The 24,188-nt window shown below is 49.3% G+C and carries 21 protein-coding genes and 6 tRNA genes; 14 read left to right on the forward strand and 13 right to left on the reverse strand.

Annotation, left to right across the window (positions count from 1 at the left end; translation table 11 throughout):
- Window positions 1-4: 4 nt before the first annotated feature.
- From U868_RS0111945 to U868_RS0111965, 5 genes are read right to left on the reverse strand one after another with little or no spacing between them, the layout of a single operon-like run.
- Window positions 5-304: a hypothetical protein gene (locus U868_RS0111945; protein ID WP_025153500.1), complete on the reverse strand. Its 300-nt coding sequence runs from the start codon at window positions 302-304 to the stop codon at window positions 5-7.
- On the reverse strand, window positions 285-533 hold the full coding sequence (locus tag U868_RS0111950; RefSeq protein WP_025153501.1) for an EscE/YscE/SsaE family type III secretion system needle protein co-chaperone: 249 nt from the start codon (window positions 531-533) through the stop codon (window positions 285-287). Before U868_RS0111950 ends, U868_RS0111945 begins: the two co-directional genes overlap by 20 nt.
- Before the next feature lie 12 nt (window positions 534-545).
- On the reverse strand, window positions 546-1,748 hold the full coding sequence (gene sctD / locus U868_RS0111955; RefSeq protein WP_240182717.1) for a type III secretion system inner membrane ring subunit SctD: 1,203 nt from the start codon (window positions 1,746-1,748) through the stop codon (window positions 546-548).
- Complete coding sequence (locus tag U868_RS0111960; RefSeq protein WP_025153503.1) at window positions 1,729-3,213, reverse strand: EscC/YscC/HrcC family type III secretion system outer membrane ring protein; 1,485 nt, start codon at window positions 3,211-3,213, stop codon at window positions 1,729-1,731. Before U868_RS0111960 ends, sctD begins: the two co-directional genes overlap by 20 nt.
- Before the next feature lie 7 nt (window positions 3,214-3,220).
- The gene (locus U868_RS0111965) at window positions 3,221-3,598 is read right to left on the reverse strand and encodes a pathogenicity island protein (RefSeq protein WP_025153504.1); all 378 of its coding nucleotides are present in this window, start codon (window positions 3,596-3,598) and stop codon (window positions 3,221-3,223) included.
- A gap of 260 nt (window positions 3,599-3,858) precedes the next feature.
- Here U868_RS0111965 and U868_RS0111970 point away from each other — a divergent pair, with 260 nt between their 5' ends.
- Window positions 3,859-6,609: a two component system sensor kinase gene (locus U868_RS0111970; protein WP_029991083.1), complete on the forward strand. Its 2,751-nt coding sequence runs from the start codon at window positions 3,859-3,861 to the stop codon at window positions 6,607-6,609.
- Between the two features lie 43 nt (window positions 6,610-6,652).
- The gene (locus U868_RS0111975) at window positions 6,653-7,288 is read left to right on the forward strand and encodes a two component system response regulator (protein WP_025153506.1); all 636 of its coding nucleotides are present in this window, start codon (window positions 6,653-6,655) and stop codon (window positions 7,286-7,288) included.
- A gap of 335 nt (window positions 7,289-7,623) precedes the next feature.
- On the opposite strand, the gene U868_RS25505 is transcribed toward U868_RS0111975, so the two are convergent.
- From U868_RS25505 to nagE, 7 genes are all read right to left on the reverse strand, one after another.
- Window positions 7,624-7,839: a hypothetical protein gene (locus U868_RS25505; RefSeq protein ID WP_162817231.1), complete on the reverse strand. Its 216-nt coding sequence runs from the start codon at window positions 7,837-7,839 to the stop codon at window positions 7,624-7,626.
- A 17-nt stretch (window positions 7,840-7,856) separates the two neighbouring features.
- Entirely contained in the window at window positions 7,857-9,623 is a 1,767-nt protein-coding gene (locus tag U868_RS0111980) for a putative adhesin (RefSeq protein WP_025153507.1), read from the reverse strand.
- Window positions 9,624-9,725: 102 nt separating this feature from the next.
- A complete protein-coding gene (locus U868_RS25510; protein WP_162817232.1) occupies window positions 9,726-10,025 on the reverse strand; it encodes a hypothetical protein in 300 nt (99 codons plus the stop codon).
- Window positions 10,026-10,076: 51 nt separating this feature from the next.
- Window positions 10,077-10,247 (reverse strand): hypothetical protein, encoded by a 171-nt coding sequence (locus U868_RS25515; protein WP_162817233.1) that lies wholly within the window; start codon window positions 10,245-10,247, stop codon window positions 10,077-10,079.
- Window positions 10,248-10,366: 119 nt separating this feature from the next.
- Window positions 10,367-10,780, reverse strand: coding sequence for a hypothetical protein (locus U868_RS0111990; protein ID WP_025153508.1), 414 nt, complete (start codon window positions 10,778-10,780; stop codon window positions 10,367-10,369).
- 308 nt (window positions 10,781-11,088) lie between these two features.
- Window positions 11,089-12,756 carry a glutamine--tRNA ligase gene (glnS, locus tag U868_RS0111995; RefSeq protein WP_025153509.1) on the reverse strand — a complete coding sequence of 556 codons (1,668 nt, stop codon included), beginning with the start codon at window positions 12,754-12,756 and terminating at the stop codon, window positions 11,089-11,091.
- Between the two features lie 176 nt (window positions 12,757-12,932).
- Window positions 12,933-14,966, reverse strand: coding sequence for an N-acetylglucosamine-specific PTS transporter subunit IIBC (gene nagE, locus U868_RS0112000; RefSeq protein ID WP_025153510.1), 2,034 nt, complete (start codon window positions 14,964-14,966; stop codon window positions 12,933-12,935).
- Between the two features lie 442 nt (window positions 14,967-15,408).
- On the opposite strand from nagE, the gene nagB reads away from it, so the two are divergent.
- From nagB to U868_RS0112050, 9 genes are all read left to right on the forward strand, one after another.
- Entirely contained in the window at window positions 15,409-16,218 is an 810-nt protein-coding gene (nagB, locus tag U868_RS0112010; protein ID WP_025153511.1) for a glucosamine-6-phosphate deaminase, read from the forward strand.
- An 83-nt stretch (window positions 16,219-16,301) separates the two neighbouring features.
- Complete coding sequence (gene nagA / locus U868_RS0112015) at window positions 16,302-17,465, forward strand: N-acetylglucosamine-6-phosphate deacetylase (protein WP_025153512.1); 1,164 nt, start codon at window positions 16,302-16,304, stop codon at window positions 17,463-17,465.
- A 13-nt stretch (window positions 17,466-17,478) separates the two neighbouring features.
- Entirely contained in the window at window positions 17,479-18,714 is a 1,236-nt protein-coding gene (gene nagC / locus U868_RS0112020) for a DNA-binding transcriptional regulator NagC (RefSeq protein WP_025153513.1), read from the forward strand.
- A 189-nt stretch (window positions 18,715-18,903) separates the two neighbouring features.
- Window positions 18,904-18,980 (forward strand) — tRNA-Met (locus tag U868_RS0112025).
- 8 nt (window positions 18,981-18,988) lie between these two features.
- A tRNA-Leu gene (locus tag U868_RS0112030) sits at window positions 18,989-19,073 on the forward strand.
- 39 nt (window positions 19,074-19,112) lie between these two features.
- Window positions 19,113-19,187, forward strand: a tRNA-Gln gene (locus tag U868_RS0112035).
- 48 nt (window positions 19,188-19,235) lie between these two features.
- Window positions 19,236-19,310: transfer RNA gene (locus U868_RS0112040), tRNA-Gln, on the forward strand.
- A 37-nt stretch (window positions 19,311-19,347) separates the two neighbouring features.
- Window positions 19,348-19,424: transfer RNA gene (locus tag U868_RS0112045), tRNA-Met, on the forward strand.
- A 21-nt stretch (window positions 19,425-19,445) separates the two neighbouring features.
- A tRNA-Gln gene (locus U868_RS0112050) sits at window positions 19,446-19,520 on the forward strand.
- A 217-nt stretch (window positions 19,521-19,737) separates the two neighbouring features.
- Here U868_RS0112050 and ubiF read toward each other — a convergent pair.
- A complete protein-coding gene (ubiF, locus tag U868_RS0112055; RefSeq protein ID WP_025153514.1) occupies window positions 19,738-20,919 on the reverse strand; it encodes a 3-demethoxyubiquinol 3-hydroxylase in 1,182 nt (393 codons plus the stop codon).
- A gap of 203 nt (window positions 20,920-21,122) precedes the next feature.
- Here ubiF and miaB point away from each other — a divergent pair, with 203 nt between their 5' ends.
- From miaB to ybeY, 3 genes are read left to right on the forward strand one after another with little or no spacing between them, the layout of a single operon-like run.
- On the forward strand, window positions 21,123-22,562 hold the full coding sequence (miaB, locus tag U868_RS0112060) for a tRNA (N6-isopentenyl adenosine(37)-C2)-methylthiotransferase MiaB (protein ID WP_025153515.1): 1,440 nt from the start codon (window positions 21,123-21,125) through the stop codon (window positions 22,560-22,562).
- Between the two features lie 52 nt (window positions 22,563-22,614).
- Complete coding sequence (locus U868_RS0112065) at window positions 22,615-23,697, forward strand: PhoH family protein (RefSeq protein WP_025153516.1); 1,083 nt, start codon at window positions 22,615-22,617, stop codon at window positions 23,695-23,697.
- Window positions 23,690-24,157, forward strand: a complete 468-nt coding sequence (ybeY, locus tag U868_RS0112070) for an rRNA maturation RNase YbeY (RefSeq protein ID WP_025153517.1) — start codon at window positions 23,690-23,692, stop codon at window positions 24,155-24,157. Before U868_RS0112065 ends, ybeY begins: the two co-directional genes overlap by 8 nt.
- Window positions 24,158-24,188: the final 31 nt, after the last annotated feature.

Consider the following 24,188-nt stretch of genomic DNA (forward strand, 5'->3'; position numbering starts at 1 on the left):
CACCTCAGCAAATACTGTTGGTTTGGTTATTAACACTGTGTTTAAGCCGCGATTGCAGTTGCTTCAGGGCTGCGTTCAACACCTGAATATCCCGCTCAGCCCGGCGTCCCGCCTCCTCAGCCCCCTGAGGTATCAGAGCCTGCAGGTCGTTAAGCTTTTTCGCGGCAGCAGGGTCAGTTGCAGCCCGATCCCTGAGTTCAGCCGCTGCCAGCTTCAGCTTCCTGAAGTCTGAGTAGAACCGGCACAGCCGGGAATATTCCCGCTCCATTCTTTTCAGTTCCGCATCAATATTCGTTTTCATCATCTGGTTTTACCGGTTGATTGTGATAGCGGTATACGATCACCCTGATGATATCTTCAGCCTGAATGACTGCCTCCAGCAATAAGGTGAACTGCTGATGTTGTTCCCGGGTAACCGGTTCGTTCATCGACTGCTGCAGCCGCATTTTTGCTGCCCGCAATATGTTTAATCTGTCCTGCGCCCGGCTGACAGAATCGCGCACACTATCTTCTAAATAAGTCAGCGTTGACATAGTGTTACAGGCTCAAAAACCAAAAGAATAGTTAATCAGTCCGTCAGGAAACCTGAGCGTTACTGCCTCGTCTGTCAGGGCCGCAACTTCCCCGCCCTGCGGCAGCCGGCTTCCTGTCCTCAGGCGCTCACCATCTTTCAGCAGCAGGTAGAGTCCCTGCTGACCACGGATAACAGCGACAACCGGAGAAGGGAGACGCCGGCTGCCCTCGCCGGACGATGCCACATTCTGGTAACTCAGCGCGATCCCGGGGAATTGCTGACGCAATTGCGCCAGAACAGGGTTCAAAGATTGCCGCTCATTCATATTCAGTATGCCGCTGATGACGAAAGCCTGACCAACTGAAGTTACGCTGACTTTTTCCGCCAGCCCCTGCTGTAACAGGCCGTCAATCAGCGCGTTGATTTGAGTTTCATGGCGGTTTTCGATATGCAGATGTTTCAGGCCGGGGATAACCATCAGTTGCTGCTGGATGCCCGCCCAGCGCTTTCCCATCATGATACCGGCATTAATGCTGATCTCTCCCGGTGCGCTGCTGGTGATTTCTGCCTCATCATACCCCGCCCGGGTCAGGACATCCCGTACCTGTCTGATAAGCTGATCGGTGCACACCACATTATCCCGGTACAGCACTCCCCATCCGCCCAGCGTCAGACGCACGCTTTGCAGGCGCTCACTCTTCTCACAGTAACCGGAGAGCCGGAGTGTGCCATTCTTTTCCCGGGTTACCGCGATCTGTGTCAATCCGGTTTGCCGCAACAGTTCTGCCACCCGGGAGGTCACCGGCTGCGGTGGCGGCAGATTCCCGTTACCCAGCAGGATCAACGCGGAAGTTCCCGTCAATATCAGACACGAGAGTGCCATCCCCCATAACAGGGCTGATCGTGTGCGGCGAAGCGGGTAACGGGCTAAGTTGGCATGATGCTGACCAAACGCCATCGTCAGCCCCAGTGCCTGTACCACACCTTCCCCGGGTAATGGCTTCCCGGGCTGATGCCGCCGGCCATTAATCCGCACCGGCGCCCCCCCGGTATTGATCAGCAGTCCTGCCGGTGTTGCGGTGAATTCCAGCCTGTCGCCGCCGTGCAACGGAATACAGAGATCACAACCGCGCTCGCCGACCGAAAGAGACCCGCCGGCCAGACAGACTTCACGTCCGTGCAGCACCCCGCCGAGTAACCGGATTTTCCACCCGTTATCCATGACTGTTGTCACTATTGGCTACCGTGGCTTTGATAAGAAATAGACGGATAACACTGTGGGTCTCATCATGATCGCTGCTGAACAAATGTCCGATAATCGGTATATCGCCAAGTAACGGGATTTTATTCTGTGTTTGCGTCTGTTTATCCTGTTTAAATCCGCCGAGAAGCAGACTCTGCCCCGGCCGGAGTGTGGCCTGAGAGGCTATCTCAGAGTTTTGTACTTCCGGTAAAGGTTCATCCTGACTCAGGGGCGGACTTTGCTGACCATCCTGGATATTGAGGCTCAGCATAATATTCTGCTTACCCTGCTCTTCCAGCAGCCGCGGAGTTACCCTGAGGAGCGATCCTGTCGTGATAGATTCGAGTTTTGCGACTTTGTCGCCCTGCAATTTGGTGTAAAAGGTGATGTTTTTATCCAGTACCGCCTGGATGTTATTAAGCGTCACCACGGACGGCTGCGACAAAATATAGGCATGGGAATTTTTCTCGAGTGCCGTCAGCCGCACCATAAAGCCCGGCGTGTTGCTGATGACAGTGGAAAATCCCCCGCCGGTGTTACTGTCAGGGCCGTTAACGGTGACAGAGCCGCCGCCCAGAGAAAGCGCCGCGCTCCAGTCAATACCGAGCTGACTGATGTCTCCGGCATCAACATCAATAATCGTGACCGAGATTTCTATCATTTGTGGTCGTTTATCCAGCTCACTGATGAGTTTGCGGTAACCCGCCATATTGACCGCACGATCCCGCACAATGACGGCATTTTGCCGTGAGTCAGCAGAAAACATCGGTAATCCTTCTGTTGCCGCTGAACCGGCAGCTGCTGCCGGCGCACTGCCACGGCTCATATCACGCAGCACACTGACTATCCCGGGGACGACGACATTTTGATCGCGGTACTGGTAATGGTCATCCACCGCCGTGGCATATTTGAGCGGGAACACCACAAGACTGACGGTATCATCCCGGCGGCGGGTCATCTCGCCATCCAGCATTGACGCCAGCTGAGTAATACGCGCGGTGCAGGCGGGAACCCCGCTGATATCGACAGCATTAACACCGGGGATAGTGCGTGCTTCACAGCTGCTTTTTTCCGGTACGTCCCGTTTACGCAGATAACGGATAAAGTTGACGGCCGGCAGTGTTTTCAGGGGGATGACGCTATGCGCCACACGTGATGAGGGGTAAACAAATAGCGTATAACCATCAAACCAGGTTACTAAACTATATTGTATGGCTAATTTGTTCAGAATGTTATCAGGAGAGGCAGGCGCAATCGTGCCACTGAATGTTTCTGTAATTGCCGGGTCGATGACCACGGGTGTGCCGGTGTTTTCCGCTAAATTTTGCAACAGCGATACCAGTGACATTTCCCGGGTACGCAGAGAAAAATTGTCGCCCTTCCGGGAGAAGGTTTGCGCGTGAGCACATAAACAAAAAAACAGCGCCGGAAATATCACCCTTCTTTTTATTTTCATACCGGCCTCACATCTTATTACTATTTTTCTGACTGACGATTACGTTTGCCAAATATCGTGTCAGCGCCAGATGCTTTTCAATTTCAGTGGCCATTTTTTCAGCTGATATATTTTTGTCATAATAACAACTCAGCCACCCGCCATCGGGTATTAACTGCAAGGCATAATCATGAGTTTCCGGACAGGCCGCAAGTAACAGAGTGATATACTTCACGGTTTCAGGAAGAAGGTTATCAGTACTGTCAATAAAAACTGACAAAACCAAAGACCGCGAACACAAATATCCGCGCGCCATTCTGCCCTCTAATATCATCAGTATGATTGCTTTATCAGGTGCAATGCGTAATTGCTCAACTACAGGGATTTTTTTTAATTTCTCAAACATAAATCAGGCCTCCTGAACTGTGTTTATAGTCGTTCAGAACCACCTGAGCGCACATCAGCAAAAAACCTGATATTTTTTCCTCCGCATCTTGCCATCATATTCACTTACAAATTCACACAATAATTTTACCCGGCATTTATTACGCTTTATATTAATTAGATTTTCTTACCTGAATTGAGAATAAGGCTGATACATTTATATTCTGACATTACAGACCGGACGACGTTTTGTATTGTGAAATAGCACAAGGATAACAATCAATGAAAAATCAGCGTTCCCTGGTGGGAAAATTAACACTACTGATATCTGTTGGTTTGTTAATCATTTGGTTGATTACTATATCCACCACTACCTATATTTCACTAAATAACGACAGACAACGGGTTATTGAAAATTTATCCCATATATCGCGCCTGCGAATGGCGTTAAGCAACTATCGATTTCAGGGTGCGGAAAGAGATGCGCTGGCACTCGCCCGGCTCTACCGTCACTATGTACCGGCAGATACACCTCTTACCGCAAAAAGCGAGTGTCGTTATTTCCCTTTCAATGCCGGTGCCGGTACGCCGCAGGATAAGCAGGCTAAGGATATGAGTTTCATTCAGATTTATGGTACTGCAGGCCAGACATACTATCTTGATAGCTTTATTCTTGACAGGGGCTATGGTATTTATCTTCTGCCTCCGCTCCATCATTCGCCCGATTATCTTATTCACAGGCAAAATGAGCTGTGGCAATTTCCGCGCCGCGCAACGCATAATAATCTGTTCTGGGGTAAACCGGAATATATCCCCGGCGCGGGCTGGAGCGTCTCTGTCGCGGCGGCAGGCTCTCATGACATTCTGGTTGGTTTAGCGGTTACACTTGATGATCTGCCCTCCTATGACCATAACGTTTCCGGCGGGAGCATCAATCTCTGGCTTGATAAACACAATCAGATCCTGCCCTTCTCTGCTCTTGCGGAAAACAACAGCGAAATTCTGCAAAAACAGCTGCTGAATTTATCTCTCCACGACGGATGGCAGCAGATCCCGGGCTATCTGGTGCTTCGCAGCGAACTAAAAGGCCCCGGCTGGCAGCAGCTTATCCTGTACCCGACAAGCGGGATGCTAAAGCACACGCTTAACATCGTGGCGGAGCAGCTGCCTTTTGCCCTGACGACTCTGCTGCTGCTGGCGATGATGCTGTTCTGGCTGCTTCACCGCTATCTGGCACGCCCGCTGCGGGACTTCGTCAGTATCATTGAGAAAACCGGGCCCGGCACACTTTCCGCCCGGCTGCCGGAAAACCGTCATGATGAGCTGGGAAGCATTGCCCGCACCTATAACCTGCTGCTTGATGCCCTGCACAAACAATACGACAGCCTGGAAAATACGGTTGCCGAACGCACCCGTGAACTGACGATAGCCAAACAGCTGGCCGAACAGGCCAATAAGCGTAAAAGCAGCCATCTGACGACAATAAGCCATGAGCTGAGGACGCCTCTGAGCGGGATTCTGGGCGCTCTCGAACTTCTTCGGCTAACCCCGATGAGTGAAAAACAGTCACAGCTATCCACGACGGCAAGCCAATGTACGCTTTCGTTACTCAGTATCATCAACAATCTGCTCGACTTCACACGCATTGAATCGGGACAGCTATCACTGCATATCGAAGACACCCCGATACTCCCGCTGCTGGATCAGGCGATGCATACCATCCAGGGTCCCGGGCAAAGCAAAGGATTAACACTGAAAACATTTGTCGGTCACCGGGTGCCGCTGGTATTCGGGGCGGACAAGACCCGCCTGCGGCAGATTCTGGTGAATCTGCTGGGCAACGCCCTCAAATTTACCGATAAAGGCGCCATTTACCTCAGCGTTAAACGCATCGGTGATTTTCTGATTTTCGCCGTGAGCGACAGCGGACAAGGTATAACACCTGCTGATCAAAAAGCGGTATTCGAGCCCTTTTTCCAGAGTCAGGGTAAGGGACACAGCCAGGGGACAGGGCTTGGCCTGACGATTTCATCCACCCTCGCAAAAATGATGGGAGGATGGCTTGAGGTACGCAGTACACCGAAATTTGGCACCTGCATATCTCTGCTGCTTCCGCTCGGTAAATATCAGCCTCCCGAACCCCTGACGGGAAAAATTGCCGCGCCTCTGGTACTGCATCGTCAGCTCTGCGCCTGGGGACTGACGTGTGAAATAGCCAGGCAAGAGAATGTATTCAGTGCCGATGATCTTTGCTTCCTGCCCGGCAAGCTGCGTGAAACCGCAGTCCGCGCACTTTCCGGTGTGGTGAGTGAGAATACCGCTCCGCTTCCGGTACAGCCCTGGAGATTACATATTTTGCTGGTTGATGACGCCGCTATCAACCGGGATATTTTTGGTATGATGCTGGCTTCACTCGGTCAGAAATTTACCCTCGCGGAGAGCGGCGAAGAAGCACTGACATTAGGCCGGCAGCAGCGATTTGACCTCGTGTTAATGGACATTCGTATGCCGGAGACGGACGGAATGGAGTGCACTCAGCGCTGGCGTCAGGACACGCTGAATCACGATCCTCACTGCATGATTATTGCACTCTCGGCGAATACCACGCCGGAGGAAATAAGCCGCAGCAAAGAGGCCGGAATGCAGCATTATCTGACCAAACCCGTATATATCAACCAACTGGCCAATGCGATTTCCCTTGCGGCGGAATACCAGCTTGAGCGCGATATCACTCTTCAGGAGCAGGATCACAGCTCAGAGCAGGCACTGCTTCCCATGGACGATGACGTTATGCGCCGCAAAATACGCCACTCGCTGCATTTATTACTTTGTGAACTGGAGCACAGCCTGGGTTCCCTGCCCAAAACAAGCACATTGCTGCATACCCTGAAAGGTTGCCTCGGTCAGGCGGGATTAACCCCTCTGGTTTGCAGCATCATTGATATGGAAAATCGCGTACAGCATGGCCTGACTTTGGCTAAGGAGGAAATTACCGAATTTCGCCACATTCTGAATTCAGCACTGGATGCATAAATCAGTGCCGGCCAATGAGGCCGTCTATCAAGAGGTAATACAAATGCACGATCATAAAATCCTGCTTATCGACGACCATGAACTGATTGTGAATGGGATCATTAATCTGCTTTCCCCTTATCCCCGCTTTCAGGTGGTCGCCCACATTGATGATGGTCTGGAGGCTTACAATGCCTGCCGTATCCATGAACCGGATATTGTGGTACTTGATTTGGGCTTGCCCGGCATTAACGGGCTGGATCTTATCCCGCAGCTGCTTCGCCGGTTACCACACACGGCAATTCTGGCCTATACCGCCCATATGGAAGAAACGATGGCAATACGCACGCTAAGCGCGGGTGCGATGGGTTATGTGATGAAAAACAGCAGCCGCCAGGTGCTGTTAGCAGCATTACAAAGCGTTGCCGTAAAAAAATACTATATCGACCCCGCGCTGAACAGGGAAGCAATTGAGACCGCACTCCGCACCAAAAATGATTGCACGGAAATACTCACGCCGCGCGAACGGCAAATTCTCAAACTCATTGCCGATAGTTTTACCAACCGGCTTATCGCTGAGCGGCTGTGTATCAGCGTTAAAACGGTGGAAACGCATCGGTTAAATATTATGCGGAAACTCGACGTCCATAAAATCACCGAGTTACTTATCTGCGCACGACGACTGGGTTTGATTGAATAACGGATTATATTTCGGGTATTACCGCACACTCAGACTACCAGGATATAGCGGCGGATGACAGCTCTCCTCCCCATACATCGTTAAAATATACAACGCCCGATGAGATTCATCGGGCATTTTAAGGCTGAAAGTGTCCGCCAGTATCAGGATCCGTCAATATTACCGGAATGACACAAAATTCCTGACGCGCCTGCAGGCCCTTATTTACCCCGTTCTGTTTTTGTAAGGTGCGACTCTTGCTATATCTGCGGTATAATTAAGCACAGGTTCCTCATCGTTAACCCATTTCCCGATAGTTACAGTATATTTATCAATAATCACCAGACCGTCGAAACTCAAATCATCAGATGATACAGCGTTTGCTGAGGTATCTCTTCTTCTCTTCCCGGTCTTCCCTGCATAGATAAAGGTGTTTCTGTAAATTTTATATTATAGCCACCACCCAGTCCTGATGTTGATGCTGCTGATCTCAGCGTTCCCGAGCCCTTATATTCACGACATGCGTAAAAAACAATACTTTTGTAATCCGCCAGAAATTGACCCGGTTTCATTAATTTCACTATATCGCTTAATTTTTTTCTTCTGTCAAATTAATGACTGATGAAAAATCCACCATTAAATTATCTTTAAAATTAATTCTGTTATCTTTTACTGCAGCAATATATTCCTCATCCGGTGTTTTTTCGTAATATTTAATCCTATAGTTTTTTACTTCATCTATCGAAGCCTCTCCCATTATTTTTTTCAATACTTGTATACCCTCTGATGTTATGCGGGTATGTATCTCCGGGTATTGACCCGATGCAAATAATGATTCGGTGGCGGAGCGGCCAAATTGTTCTTCCGCTTCAAGTAGTGTGTCCTTATTCGGACCGAGAAAAATAATATCTTTATCTTTAGGTATTAAACCAAAATTAAGGTCATTATCGTGTTTCAGATACCATCCATGTCCACTCAATACCAGTGTTTCAGCCCTTTTACCTTCTTGAGTCCATACTTTTAATGGACCATACGATTCCTCAACCACATCTATTTTGTTAAATTTGTCAAAGGCGTCTATTTTGTTTACGGCTTTCCCTTTACGGATATCGTGTTCACTCTTCACATCATATTGATACCGCCGGTTATAATCAGCCTGATTTGGTCTCTCAGTTCCATCATTACCTTTATAATTATTTGAATCTATGCCGGGAAGAATCAGGTTTCTTCGGCTGGTATACATTGACTCAACTTCATTTATTATATTTGAAAACATAGTAATAAGAGATGCAATAGATAAAAAATAATCCAGTTGCTGACGCACCCTTATTTTCTCAACATCTATATCCTGACTTAAGTAATATTTCAGAGAGTCAGTCTTATCCCGCAAAGTGAAATTTCTCAGCCTTTTTTCCTCACCATCGCGTACATTCAGAAATATATCCGAATTAGGCGAATATCCTAACGTCACACCAACAGAATAGAAGTAATGTTGCGCAACCTCCTGCAGTATATTATTTCCGGGCGTTGATAAAAAATGTGTCATTTTATCAATCAGATATTCATAAGTATCCTGCTCACTCATTACCCGTTTTCCATCATTATCTCTTTCATTAAATATTGAGTTATCAAAAGATTCCTTTGAACTTATCCCGCAGATATATAAAGTATAAGCTAAAAGAGACTTTCTTGCCTGGTATGCAGGGCCATAAATGATTTTATAGCCATCCGGAATAGATTGTATATCATAAACTACACTTTCAAGTATTATCCCGGCAGATATTTCTTCAAAAGGTGGATAATAAAATCCGTCTTTTAAAACAGAGGTTACAAATAGTGGTCTGAATTCAATATCAATTCTGTTATGGAGTAATTTTGTTAGATGATACAACTCTAGCTTAAGATATTCTATTCGCATGATGTTTGATTTATCTGTTGCATAGAGTTCATCAGAAACCACACGAATATGAGGTACAAGCATAACTTTATCTTTCTTCATACCGGCAGAATATCCGGAAGTTGCATTTTTATAAAGATGATACGTATCATAAAATTTCATTTCATCCGGTGCACTTCCTCTATGTTCAATAAAGGGCATAAATTTATCTGGATTTCTCTTTCCTGTAACAAGATTATAAACTCTCAGATTAATATCGCTTGTAATATTCTTATTGGTAAGTACTGTTATTTTTTTCAATGAGAAATTATCAAGTCTTGGATACTTTTCTGCTTCTTCTGTTTTTAAATACTCAAACATATTTAAATATTCAAATTTGTTTTTTGATAAAAAACAGACTGCTAAGTCATAATCATCCAGCAATTTAAATTTTTGATGATTTTTTATAAAAAGTTCCAATCTGCATAATAAGTAATCTTTATTATTTTTACTATTTTGATTGGAATATGTAATAAAGTCAGAACAGGCACCTTTATGCTTTTCAGTTCCTGAAAAGTTTGATTAATTATTATCCTTTTGATTTGGAAAAGTAATAATATCATCATAATGATGATTTTTTAATTTTACATTTTTCTTATTATTAAACAAATAACGTTTAGACCTGTGATAATATGAATCGGTATTATTTTCCGTATCCTGATCTACTTTAAACAAAGTATTGAGTATGGATGAATCATACTGACTATTATTAATGGCAATATCTGATGCAGGCATAGTATAACTATCACCGAAAGTCGTTTTGTTACTTTCAGATATCGTGCTAACTGAAGGGGTGACTGATGTATTAACCAACGCTGACATATTAACCAGCATTAATATTGCATATGCTGTTTGTTGCTGATTTATATTATCTTAATTTAATCCCGGAGTCTTACCTAGCCGGGGGCCAACTCCGGCTAATTTGTTATTACCACCAATTTCTTTAATATATTTATCATAAATATGATTAACACGATTCCCCATGGCTATTCGGTGACTTTGTGCTGCAGTGGGTATATTTTTACTGTTTGTCAATAATTTCATTCTTTAATCTTTCATTAACAGGGGTCAGAAGAATAACCTTCAGAAATGACGAGTTACTGAAAATACTGTGCATTAACAGCACCCGGACGGGCTTGTTGAAAAATCATCTGGTAAGAGAGTTAATTGATATTATATATTTTAAAGATATTTTCCATAACCAGTGCATAATCATTTATTGCTGCTGCCATTGTCTCCTCGTTTTTTAAAGCCAGTAATGAGAATGTTGCCCTAAGTTCAATATTACCATCAATATTCACTAACGCCGGCTGACCGAAGTGAAAAAATGGCGAGTAGTTATTCATTACTGCTAATAACGATTCACTTATACTCCGGGTATCGACTCTCTTATATTCACAAATAACACTCCATATCACAGGCATATCATCAATTGTCATTACATGAATACATTTCGCATTTTCCAGGTAGAGCGTAATTGCTGAATGATTATCAAGCTGTGTATTTACGGGTAAAGCATCACCCCGGCCAATATAACGAATGGCTGAGCTAATTAAACCCGCTAAATTCATAAACATATAATACCTTAATCATTATTAATAGTAATTCAGGATAGAACCACACAGAGAAGTGAACCGGAAATAATATATTAAGATAATTCAATATCTGTATTTTCCGTTTTATATATTTCATCCCGGGATAAAAGAAAACCTATTTTAACGTGCGAATATACACATATACATAAGGCAAAAGACTGACCTTTATTCAGCTTCCGCAAAATTTCAGGCCCTGAAATAAAAAACGCCTGATGATATTCATCAGGCGTTTTACCGGCAGAAAACAGTTAATTTATATAAGGGCTGTCACAGTGGCAGCCTGTTATCTGTTATTTACTTTCCATTTTTGCCCAGGTATCACGCAGGCCGACAGTCCGGTTAAAGACTAATTTATCCGCTGAGGATAATTTGGCATCAGCACAGAAATACCCTTCTCGCTCAAACTGATACGGTTTGCTGCTGTCAGCGGCAACCAGTGACGGCTCCACAAAGCCCTGACGGATCACCAGAGAATCCGGGTTAAGCGTCGACAGGAAATCATCCTCTGCGCCCGGGTTCGGTACACTGAACAGACGGTCATACAGACGGATTTCCGCCGGTACTGCATGTTTCACGCTGACCCAGTGAATAACGCCCTTCACTTTACGTCCGTCAGCCGGATCTTTATTCAGGGTTTCCGGATCATAAGTACAGTAGATAGTGGTGATATTGCCTTCGCTGTCTTTTTCCGCGCGTTCTGCTTTAATCACAAACGCATTACGCAGGCGTACTTCTTTATTCAGCACCAGACGCTTGTACTGCTTGTTCGCTTCTTCACGGAAGTCCGCGCGATCAATCCAGATTTCACGGCTGAACGGCACTTCACGGCTGCCCATCTCCGGTTTGTTCGGATGATTCGGCATGGTGACCATCACATCGCCTTCCGGCATGTTTTCAATCACGACTTTCACCGGGTCGATAACCGCCATGGCGCGTGGTGCGCTTTCGTTCAGGTCATCACGGATACAGGATTCCAGTGCCGCCATTTCGACGTTGTTATCCTGTTTGGTGACCCCGATACGACGGCAGAACTCGCGGACAGAGGCAGCAGTATAACCACGGCGGCGCAGACCGGAAATGGTCAGCATGCGCGGGTCATCCCAGCCTTCAACAAATTTCTCTGTTACCAGCTGATTCAGCTTCCGCTTGGACATCACGGTGTATTCAAGATTCAGGCGGGAGAACTCATACTGACGCGGGTGGCAGTCAATCGTGATGTTATCCAGTACCCAGTCATACAGGCGGCGGTTGTCCTGGAATTCCAGGGTACAGAGTGAATGAGTGATCCCTTCCAGCGCATCAGAAATACAGTGGGTGAAATCGTACATCGGATAGATGCACCATTTGTCGCCGGACTGATGGTGAGTCGCAAACTTGATACGGTAAATAACCGGATCACGCATCACCATAAAGGAGGATGCCATATCGATTTTGGCACGCAGGCACGCTTTACCTTCCTCAAAACCGCCGTCACGCATTTTTTCAAACAGCGCGAGGTTCTCTTCCGGGGTGCGGTCGCGGTACGGGCTGTTCCGGCCCGGCTCTTTCAGGGTACCGCGATATTCACGGATTTCTTCCGGACTTAATTCGCAGACATACGCCAGGCCTTTATTGATCAGCTCAACGGCATAGTTGTACAGCGTGTCGAAATAGTCCGAGGAATAGCACACTTTGCCGCTCCACTGAAAACCGAGCCATTTGACATCGTTTTCAATGGAATTAACGTATTCCACATCTTCTTTCACCGGGTTGGTGTCATCAAAACGCAGATTGCATTGTCCCTGATAGTCTTGTGCTATGCCGAAATTCAGGCAGATTGATTTTGCATGACCAATATGCAGGTATCCGTTCGGTTCAGGCGGGAAACGGGTGTGAACCGTGGTATGTTTTCCGGAAGCCAGGTCTTCGTCAATGATCTGACGAATAAAGTTTGTCGGGCGGGCATCAGCCTCGTTCATTGTCATAATTCCTCAATGCAATATGCGCGTTAATAACCCCCTATCATCCGATATGATGCGCTCATATACAACCACCTGATCACAGAAATATCAGCCTGACAGAGACCTTCGCGCAAAAAACAGATAAAAAAAAACGGGAAGCAGACGCCTCCCGTTATTATCACAACCGCAATCACTTATTTAATGATGTGATACAGCTCAGATTCGTTTGCCTTCACCAGACCTCTGGCAACGATCTCCACACGATCATAATCATCGATATTACTGATAATTACCGGACTTACCATTGATTTGGCATGTTCGTTCAGATAAGCCAGATCCAGTTTCAGCACCGCATCACCGGCCGCGACCTGCGCGCCTTCCTCAATCAGGCGGGTAAAGCCGTTACCGTTCAGATTCACGGTATCAATACCCATGTGAACAATAATTTCCGCACCATTGTCGGTTTCCAGACAGAATGCATGGTTGGTGTCGAAAATTTTCACCACAGTACCTGCTGCCGGGGCATATACGATGTCACTTTCCGGTTTAATGGCAATACCGTCACCGACAACACGACTTGCGAATGCTTCATCCGGCACGGCGGATAAATCAACCACTTCACCGTCGAATGGTGCCACCAGCGTCAGTACCACGTTACCGTCACCCTGCGCTTTGGTTTTCACGGTTTCAGGAGCTGCCGCGGCTGCCTGAGCGGCTGCAACCGGGCCTTCTTTCAGTACATCACGCATGGCATTGGCAATCAGTTCGGCACGGGTGCCGACAATCACCTGCACACTTTCCTTATTCAGACGGATAACCCCGGAAGCACCGATTTGTTTCGCATAAGCATCATTGACCTGCGCCGAGTCCTTCACGGTCAGACGCAGACGGGTGATACAGGCATCAATACCGGTCAGGTTATCTGAACCACCGATAGCCGCGATATACTGACGCGCTTCGCTGCTGATGGATTTTTTCTCTTCTTTTTTATTATCAGTGCTGACATTCTCACTGTAACCATCAACGGTATCGTTGGTTGCCATCGCCGCTTCACGGCCCGGGGTTAACAGGTTGAATTTGGTGATAACAAAACGGAACACCACATAGTACAGCGCGAAGAAAACCAGGCCCTGCAGGATCAGCATATACCAGTTGGTTGCCAGCGGGTTGCGTGAGGACAACGCCATATCCACCAGCCCCGCACTGAAGCCGAAACCGGAAATCCACTGCATGGTTGCAGCAATAAACAGAGAGATACCGGTCAGGAAGGCGTGGATGACATACAGTACCGGTGCCACGAACATAAAGGAGAATTCAATCGGCTCGGTGATACCGGTGAAGAACGCGGCAAATGCACCGGCGATCATAATACCGGCCACTTTTGCTTTGTTTTCCGGTTTGGCGCAGTGATAAATCGCCAGCGCGGCACCCGGAATACCAAACATCATGATCGGGAAGAAACCGGCCTGATAACGGCCTGTGATCCCCGGAATTGCCGTACCGGCATCAATGGATTGCTGACCGGCCAGGAAATTAGGAATATCGTTGATATCCGCCACGTTAAACCAGAATACGGAGTTCAGTGCGTGGTGCAGACCGACAGGGATCAGCAGACGGTTAAAGAAGCCGTAAATCCCCGCGCCCCACGCGCCCAGGTCTTTAATGCTCTTACCGAAGGAAACCAGTGCATCATAAATCACCGGCCAGACATACATCAGCACCGCTGCCACCAGGATCATCACGAAAGATGCCAGGATCGGCACCAGACGGCGGCCGCTGAAGAATGACAGTGCCAGCGGCAGCTCAACACTGCTGTAACGGTTATACAGTTCAGCAGAAATAACACCGACCAGGATACCGATAAACTGGTTGTTGATCTTACCGAACGCCGCCGGAACGGATTCAGGCGGAATACCCTGAATCATACCGACTGTCGCGGTGGAACACAGGGTGGTCACCACCATAAAGCTGACAAAACCGGTCAGTGCTGCCGCACCGTCTTTGTCTTTTGACATCCCGTAAGCAATACCGATAGCAAACAGCATTGACATGTTATCAATGATAGCCGCACCGGATTTAATCAGGAACGCGGCAACCACGTTATCCGCACCCCAGCCTGTCGGGTCGATCCAGTAGCCGACCCCCATCAGAATTGCCGCAGCCGGCAATGTGGCGACAGGCACCATCAGTGCCCGGCCAATCCGCTGCAGATAGTTCAGTATACCCACTCACTCCCCCTTGCCGCCCTGACGAACGGCCTTTTTGTTTTACTGCATTATTATCACAGCCATGAGCGGCTGCCTTTTTGTGTACATCTGATTTGTGTACATCTGAATTTGTAACAACCGGCCTGAGTATTCACCGGATTGCGTAACACGTATTTTACTCCGGCGATACGTAACAGTCTAAAAAGTTTATTTCGCTTCGCAAATTAAATAGCTGTGATTTGTGATTATTATCACCAATATTCATCACCGGATGGTTAAAATGCTGGCAGTCACACAAAACTTATTTTAAGATAAAAAATATCTTTTCCGGCGGCTGTATTCTCACCCGTGACTAATAAATTCCGGGTATTCATGCTATAGATGAGACAGGAAGGATCTTCCTGAGACAGCACAGCAGATACCGGGCGGATAACCCGGTATAACTTAATGAGGTAGAATCGATATGCGTTTAATCCCTCTTGCGAAAGCGCAGGATGTCGGTCAGTGGTCCGCACAGTACATCGCTGACAAAATCAATGCGTTCCGCCCTTCAGCAGAACGCCCTTTTGTTCTGGGACTGCCGACCGGCGGCACCCCGCTGGCGACCTACAAGGCGCTGATCGCCCTGCATCAGGCCGGAAAAGTCAGTTTCCGTCATGTGGTGACGTTTAATATGGATGAGTACATCGGCCTGCCGGCGTCCCATCCGCAGAGCTATCACTCATTTATGCATGAGAATTTCTTTAATCACATTGATATCCCGGCAGAAAATATCAACCTGCTCAATGGTAATGCCCCGGATACCGATGCGGAATGTGAACGTTATGAGGCGAAGATAAAAGCTTACGGCGGTGTGCAGCTGTTTATGGGCGGTGTCGGCAATGACGGTCATATCGCGTTCAACGAACCGGGCTCATCACTGACCTCACGCACCCGTGTCAAAACCCTGACACCGGAAACCCGTATCGCCAACTCCCGTTTCTTTGACAATGACATCAATAAAGTACCGAAGTATGCACTCACCGTGGGTGTCGGCACACTGATGGATGCCAGAGAGCTGCTGATCCTCGCCACCGGTCATAACAAGGCAATGGCGGTACAGCAGGCGGTTGAAGGCTCGGTAAATCATATGTGGACAATTACCTGTGTGCAGATCCACCCGAAAGCCATTGTGGTGTGTGATGAACCGGCCACACTTGAGCTGAAAGTGAAAACCCTGAAGTATTTCTGTCATCTTGAATCTGACATTACCGGACAATTTGCTGCTGAATAACCGATGCTGACCGCCCTTTATCCGGGCGGTTTTTGTTGTGTTGTCTTATCTTTAAATAAGTATTCTCTCCCCCAGGAGGCGTTATGTACGCATTAACCAATGCCATTATTTATACCGGTCACGATCGTCTGGAAAACCACGCGGTCATTATTGACGGTGAACTGATCCGCAGCGTGTGTCCGGTCAGTGAGTTACCGGACGGAATTGACACCCGTGATCTGGGCGGGGCCATCCTCTCCCCGGGATTTATTGATTTACAGGTCAACGGCTGCGGCGGCGTACAGTTTAATGACAATGAGGACGATATCACTGTCCGCACCCTGGACATTATGCAGAAAGCCAATGAGCGCACCGGCTGCACCAGCTTCCTGCCGACACTGATCACCAGCCCTGATTCGCTGATGAAACTGAGTGTCAGCACTATGCGTGATTATCTGAAAAACCATAAAAACCAGGCGCTGGGGCTGCATCTTGAAGGGCCTTATATCAACCCGGTGAAAAAAGGCACACACAATCCGGCCTATATCCGTAAACCGGATGCCGCAATGATTGATTTCCTGTGTGACAATGCAGACGTGATAACCAAACTCACCCTGGCACCGGAAATGGTGGATCCCGCTGTTATCCGCAAACTGACGGATGCGGGGATTGTGGTCTCCTCCGGGCACTCCAACGCAAGTTATGAAGAGTCCCGCGCCGGGTTTGAAAACGGTATCACCCTCTCCACACACCTGTTTAATGCCATGCCGTACATTTCCGGCCGCCAGCCGGGACTGATTGGCGCGATTTATGATACCTCTGAAATCTATGCCGGAATTATTGCTGACGGCCTGCATGTTTCCTGGCCTAACATCCGCAACAGTAAAGCCCTCAAGCGCGACAAGCTGATCCTGGTCACCGATGCCACCGCACCGGCGGGGCTGGATCCGAAAACCAGCGGGCTGGATCATTTTATCTTTGCCGGCAAAACGATATATTATCGTGATGGTTTATGTGTGGACGAAAACGGCACACTGAGTGGCTCCTCACTCACCATGATCCGCGCAGTGGCAAACTGTGTTCAGCATGTCGGTATTCCGCTGGATGAAACCCTGCGTATGGCCACACTCTATCCGGCACGGGCAATTGGTGTTCAGGACAGACTGGGAAGTATTAAATCCGGCAACATTGCCAACCTGACCGCTTTCACCGCTGATTTTTCTGTCTGTATGACAATCGTTAACGGGAATGTGGTCCATACATCATGAGTAAAAGACGCCGATGGGTAACGGAATTCCGCAGATAGGTAATATTGATTTAGTCAAACAGCTGAACGGGGCGGTGGTTTACCGCCTGATAGACCGTTCCGGCCCGATTTCACGCATTCAGATTGCGGAGCAGAGTCAGCTGGCACCTGCCAGTGTGACCAAAATTACCCGTCAGCTTCTTGAGCGCGGCCTGATAAAAGAGGTGGATCAGCAGGCATCCACCGGCGGACGCCGCGCTATCTCCATTATTTCCGAACACCGCGCCTTTCAGACTATCGGCGTGCGTCTCGGCCGCCATGATGCCACTATCGCACTGTTTGATCTCAGCGGACGGGCTCTCGAAGAAGAGACCTGTCCCCTGGAAGCCACGTCTCAGGCCGATGCGGAAGCCAAACTTATTGCGCTGATCGACAACTTCATACAAACGCACCAGCGCCGTATCCGTGAGCTTATCGCTATTGCGGTGATTCTGCCCGGCCTGGTCGATCCTGATCGTGGTATTGTCCGCTATATGCCGCATATTACGGTCAATGACTGGCCGCTGACCGAAAACCTCCATCAGCATTTTAAACTGCCCTGCTATGCCGGGCATGATATCCGCAGTCTCGCACTGGCTGAGCACTATTTCGGTGCCACCCGTGATTGCGCGGATTCACTGCTGGTACGTATTCACCGGGGCGCCGGGGCGGGGATTATTATCAACAGCCAGATTCTGCTTAACCGGCGTGGTAATCTCGGCGAAATCGGTCATATTCAGATCGATCCGCTCGGTGAACGCTGCCACTGCGGAAACTTCGGCTGTCTGGAAACGGTCGCATCGGATGGCGCTATTGAAACCCGGGTAAAACATCAGCTGGCTCAGGGGTTTAAGAGTGAACTGACGCCGGATAACTGCTCTGTCCGCGCCATCTGCCGTGCCGCTAACCGGGGGGATGCCCTCGCGGCAGAAGTGATAAAGCAGGTCGGTAATTCCCTCGGAAAAGCCATTGCTATCACGATAAACCTGTTTAACCCGCAAAAAGTGGTGATTGCCGGGGAAATAACCGCTGCTGAAAATGTGCTGCTCCCTGCCCTGCAAAGCTGCATTAATACACAAGCGCTGAAAAATTTCCGCGATGATCTGCCGGTCGTGATTTCACAGCTGCCGCCAAACTCCGCTATCGGGGCATTTGCCCTGATAAAACGGGCCATGCTGTACGGTGAACTGCTGCTGCATGTACTGGAAAACAGACCGGCTCCGGAGGAATAATCCGTCAGCGGATAAATGCGTCAACTCCGTGATTTTATCCTGTTTTTTGTATTGTTTATCTTCAAAGTGATTATTATGCAGGCAAACAAACGGATTTCATCAAAATATCTGCAAAAAGCAGTTGACGCTTTTGGCTGTAATCCGCATAATGCGCCCCGCAACGCCGATGAAGGTCACGCAAAAAAAGATGGCTACGTAGCTCAGTTGGTTAGAGCACAACACTCATAATGTTGGGGTCACAGGTTCGAATCCCGTCGTAGCCACCATCTTTTTTGCGGGAGTGGCGAAATTGGTAGACGCACCAGATTTAGGTTCTGGCGCCGCAAGGTGTGCGAGTTCAAGTCTCGCCTCCCGCACCATTTCTCGTGACATTCGTTGTTGCTTATTGTATTTCCGGATGGGGTATCGCCAAGCGGTAAGGCACCAGGTTTTGATCCTGGCATTCCCAGGTTCGAATCCTGGTACCCCAGCCATCTTCCACTCAGTGGAAAAATGAAGTATGATAGGCGTCGTTTTTCAGGTGGGGTATCGCCAAGCGGTAAGGCACCAGGTTTTGATCCTGGCATGCCCTGGTTCGAATCCAGGTACCCCAGCCATATTCTGAAAAACGGCTTTGTTAAAGCAGTAAAAGATGGCTACGTAGCTCAGTTGGTTAGAGCACAACACTCATAATGTTGGGGTCACAGGTTCGAATCCCGTCGTAGCCACCATCTTTTGCAGCAAGTCTATTTTGGGGTATCGCCAAGCGGTAAGGCACTGGATTCTGATTCCAGCATTCCCAGGTTCGAATCCTGGTACCCCAGCCAAATTCTGAAAGCCCGTCTCTGACGGGCTTTTTGCTTTTGTGAATCCGGATAAAACCCTTATTCTGTTATTTCGTGCTTCTGCTGCCAGCGGGTAAAAACGAAAAGACGCTGTAAACACATCCCTGTCCGCTCGATTCGCGCCATCCATGGCGCTTTACGCTTTTCGTTTCTTTTACCCGCTGTCCGCTGTTACCTGACCGGACGGAAAACCAACGGGTTATACCCCCAGTGCATATTTCAGCGCCAGTTTTTTCAGCGGAGTTGCACGTTGTGCCACCGTCAGTGCCAGATTACGCAACGGCTGTAATCCCGGCAGGGTATTGCTGAACGTCAGATAAAAGGCATCCATCCCGGCCTGCATCAGCAGATTATCCGGACGACGGCGGCGCTCATAGCGTCTGAGTACGGATTCACTGCCCCAGTCCTCACAACACTCACGCGCAGCGATCAGGGTATTCAGCAGGGTATCCGCATCACGGTAACCGAGATTTACTCCCTGCCCGGCCAGCGGATTGATGGTATGCGCCGCATCACCGATCAGCACCAGCCCGTCCTGTACATAACGGGCGGCATGGTGACGCACCAGCGGAAAAGAGCCGCAGGCCAGCGGAGTCACGTCCCCGAGGCGTTCAGGGAATGATGCGCGGATTTCTGCCTGCAGTTGCTGCAGCGGCAGTTTACTGAGCTGTCGTATCCGCGCCGGTGAGTCATACCAGACCAGCGAGGCGTAAGAATCAAACAACGGCAGAAACGCACGCGGGCCGGACGGGAAAAACTGCTGCCAGGTGATATCCTGCTGCTCACGTCCGGTATCCACGCTGATCAGCATGCAGGACTGACGATACTGCCAGCCGCGGCTGCCGATACCGGCAAGCGTTCTGACCTGTGATTTCGCGCCGTCCGCACCGATCACCAGCCGGGTGGTCATAACACCACCGTTATCAAACGTCAGTAACCATTCACCGGATTGCTTTGTCATACTCTGTAACCGTACCGGGCACAGACAGGTGATCAGCTCATGAGCGGTGATCATCTCCCACAATGCCCGCTGCAGGACCGGGTTCTCCACCATATACCCCAGCTCAGGTAATCCGAGGCTCTCTGCGGTAAAGGTCACTTCCGACCCCGGTTCCTCATAGGTTTCCAGGATGCGGTACGGTACACAACGCATGGCACGCACACGCTCCCATACGCCGAGACTCTCCAGTAACTCAGCAGACGCGCGGCTGATGGCTGAAATCCGCACGTCAGGGCGGCTCTGAGCATCGAACGGTGCCGGTGCCTGTAATTCAGCCACTGTGACGCGAAAACCGGCCTGAGCCAGTCCCAGTGCTGTGGCGGCACCAATCATTCCCCCGCCGATAACGGTGACTTCAGAATGTGCTAACGGGTTATCCATGACATACCTATTCTAATACGTTGATTTTTTGTTCAATTGCCGTAAATTCACCGGGGAAGGTGAAGATCCGTGCTGCCGGGTCTGGTCACCGGAGTGTCAAATGACTACAATATCGACCATTGATTACATCAAACCTGATTGAATACACACAATGCTTTTCAGTGTTGCGGGTATTGTTTCACTGAAAACAGCGGATTGAGAAAATGTCGACGAGTAAAAAACTGTACATAAAAACCTGGGGCTGTCAGATGAATGAGTACGATTCATCCAAAATGGCTGACCTGCTGGAAAGCACCCACGGCTACACTTTAACAGACAATGCCGATGAAGCCGATATTCTCCTGCTTAATACCTGTTCTATCCGTGAAAAAGCGCAGGAAAAAGTGTTTCACCAGCTCGGCCGCTGGAAAAACCTCAAGGATGTGAATCCGGACATTATTATTGGTGTCGGGGGCTGTGTGGCCTCCCAGGAAGGGGATTTTATCCGCCGCCGCGCCCCGGCCGTGGACATTGTCTTTGGCCCGCAGACACTGCACCGCCTGCCGGAGATGATCAACAAACTCCGGGGCGACCGCAGCCCGATTGTGGACATCAGCTTCCCGGAAATCGAAAAATTTGACCGCCTGCCGGAACCGCGTGCCGAAGGCCCGTCCGCTTTTGTTTCTATCATGGAAGGCTGTAATAAATACTGTACCTTCTGCGTGGTGCCTTACACCCGTGGTGAGGAAGTCAGCCGTCCGTGTGATGATGTGCTGTTTGAAATCGCACAGTTAGCCGCTCAGGGCGTGCGTGAGGTAAATCTGCTGGGTCAGAATGTCAATGCTTACCGCGGCCCGGCATTTGACGGCAGTATCTGCAGTTTTGCCGAACTGATCCGCCTGGTAGCCGCGATTGACGGTATCGACCGCATCCGCTTTACCACCAGCCATCCGATTGAATTCACGGATGATATTATCGCCGTTTATGAAGATACCCCGGAACTGGTCAGCTTCCTGCACCTGCCGGTACAGAGCGGATCAGACCGTATTCTGACCCAGATGAAACGCGCCCATACCGCGCTGGAATACAAATCCATCATCCGCAAACTGCGCAAAGCACGTCCGGATATCCTGATAAGCTCTGACTTTATCGTCGGCTTCCCGGGTGAAACCAATGACGACTTTGAAAAAACCATGCAGCTGATTGCCGACGTGAATTTCGATATGAGCTTCAGTTTCATCTATTCTCCGCGTCCGGGCACCCCGGCGGCTGATCTGCCGGATGACGTGACCGAAGAAGAGAAAAAACAGCGTCTGTACCTGTTACAGCAGCGGATTAACCAGCAGGCAATGAGCTACAGCCGTCAGATGCTCGGCACCACTCAGCGCATCCTGGTAGAGGGCCCGTCCCGCAAAGACGTTATGGAGTTATCCGGACGCACCGAAAATAACCGCGTGGTGAACTTTGAGGGCACCCCGGACATGATCGGCAAATTTGTGGATGCCGAAATTACCGATGTCTACACCAACTCACTGCGCGGTCGCGTGATCCGGACAGAAGATCAGATGAACCTGCGTGTTCATGAAACTCCGGCATCCGTGATTGCCCGCACCCGTAAAGAAGACGAACTGGGTGTCGGCATCTACCAGCCAACCGTACACTAACTAACGATCACGCGCAGAATAACCTGCGCGTGAGAATACACAGAGAGATTCAGTGACAGAGACCTATACATCACCTTCACAGGTAGCAACACAGGAAATTTTCCTCGAACCCGCCGAAAATCAGCGTCTGCAAAGCCTCTGCGGTCCCTTCGATGATAACATCAAACTGCTTGAGCGCCGCCTCGGCACCGAAATCAGCCGCCGCGACAACCGCTTCCGGCTGACCGGCAAACCGCACTGTGTCAAAGCCGCTGCGGCGATCCTGCGTCAGCTCTATGTGGAAACCGCCCCGGTACGCGGGGTTATCCGCGATATTGACCCCGAGCAGGTTCACCTCGCTGTAGCCGAAAGCCGTGTACTGGAACAGAGTGACGAGCATGTGCCGGACTACGGCAAATCGGTCAATATCAAAACCAAACGCGGTGTGGTGAAACCGCGCACGCCGAACCAGGCACAGTATATCGCCCACATTCTCGACCACGATATCACCTTCGGTATCGGCCCTGCCGGGACCGGGAAAACCTATCTGGCGGTCGCTGCCGCCGTGGATGCCCTGGAGCGTCAGGAAATCCGCCGCATCCTGCTGACCCGCCCTGCCGTTGAGGCCGGTGAGAAACTCGGCTTCCTGCCCGGCGATCTCAGTCAGAAAGTGGATCCGTATCTGCGCCCGCTGTATGACGCGCTGTTTGAAATGCTCGGCTTTGAGAAAGTGGAAAAGCTGATTGAGCGCAACGTAATTGAAGTCGCGCCGCTGGCCTATATGCGCGGGCGGACGCTGAACGATGCCTTTATTATTCTCGATGAGAGCCAGAACACCACCATCGAACAGATGAAAATGTTCCTGACCCGTATCGGCTTTAACTCCAAAGCGGTTATCACCGGGGATATCACCCAGATTGACCTGCCGAACGGCAATAAGTCAGGCCTGCGCCACGCCATTGAAGTGCTGGCGGATGTGCCGGAACTGAGCTTTAACTTCTTCCGCAGTGAAGACGTGGTACGGCATCCTATCGTGGCAAAAGTGGTTATTGCCTATGAAGCGTGGGAAGCCGCAGAACAGAAACGCAAACAGATACTGAAACAGCAGCGCGATGCCGAACGTGCGCAGGCGCAGCAGGAACAATCCCATGAGTAATCCGGTTCTTGATTTACAAATCGTCTGTGAAAATACAGACAATCTGCCTTCTGAGGCACAGTTTCAGCGCTGGATTGACGGCGTGCTGCCGATGTTTCAGGAAGAGAGTGAAGTGACCATCCGCCTGGTGGATGAAGCAGAAAGCCATGAGCTGAACCTGACTTACCGCGGCATGGATAAACCAACCAACGTCCTCTCCTTCCCGTTTGAAGCGCCGCCGGAAATTGAACTGCCGCTGCTGGGTGATCTGATTATCTGCCGCCAGGTGGTGGAGCGCGAAGCCGCTGAACAGGAAAAAACCGAAGAAGAACACTGGGCACATATGGTCGTTCACGGCTGCCTGCATCTGCTGGGTTATGACCACATCGAAGACGACGAAGCAGAAGAGATGGAAGGCCTGGAAACGGAAATCTTAAAAAAATTAGGCTATTCTGATCCGTATATCACAGAAAAAGCGTAGTCAGCGATGCCGTTTTTATGCTACATAATAC

The organism is Morganella morganii H1r (assembly GCF_000633515.1).
Classification (GTDB): Bacteria; Pseudomonadota; Gammaproteobacteria; order Enterobacterales; family Enterobacteriaceae; genus Morganella; species Morganella morganii_B.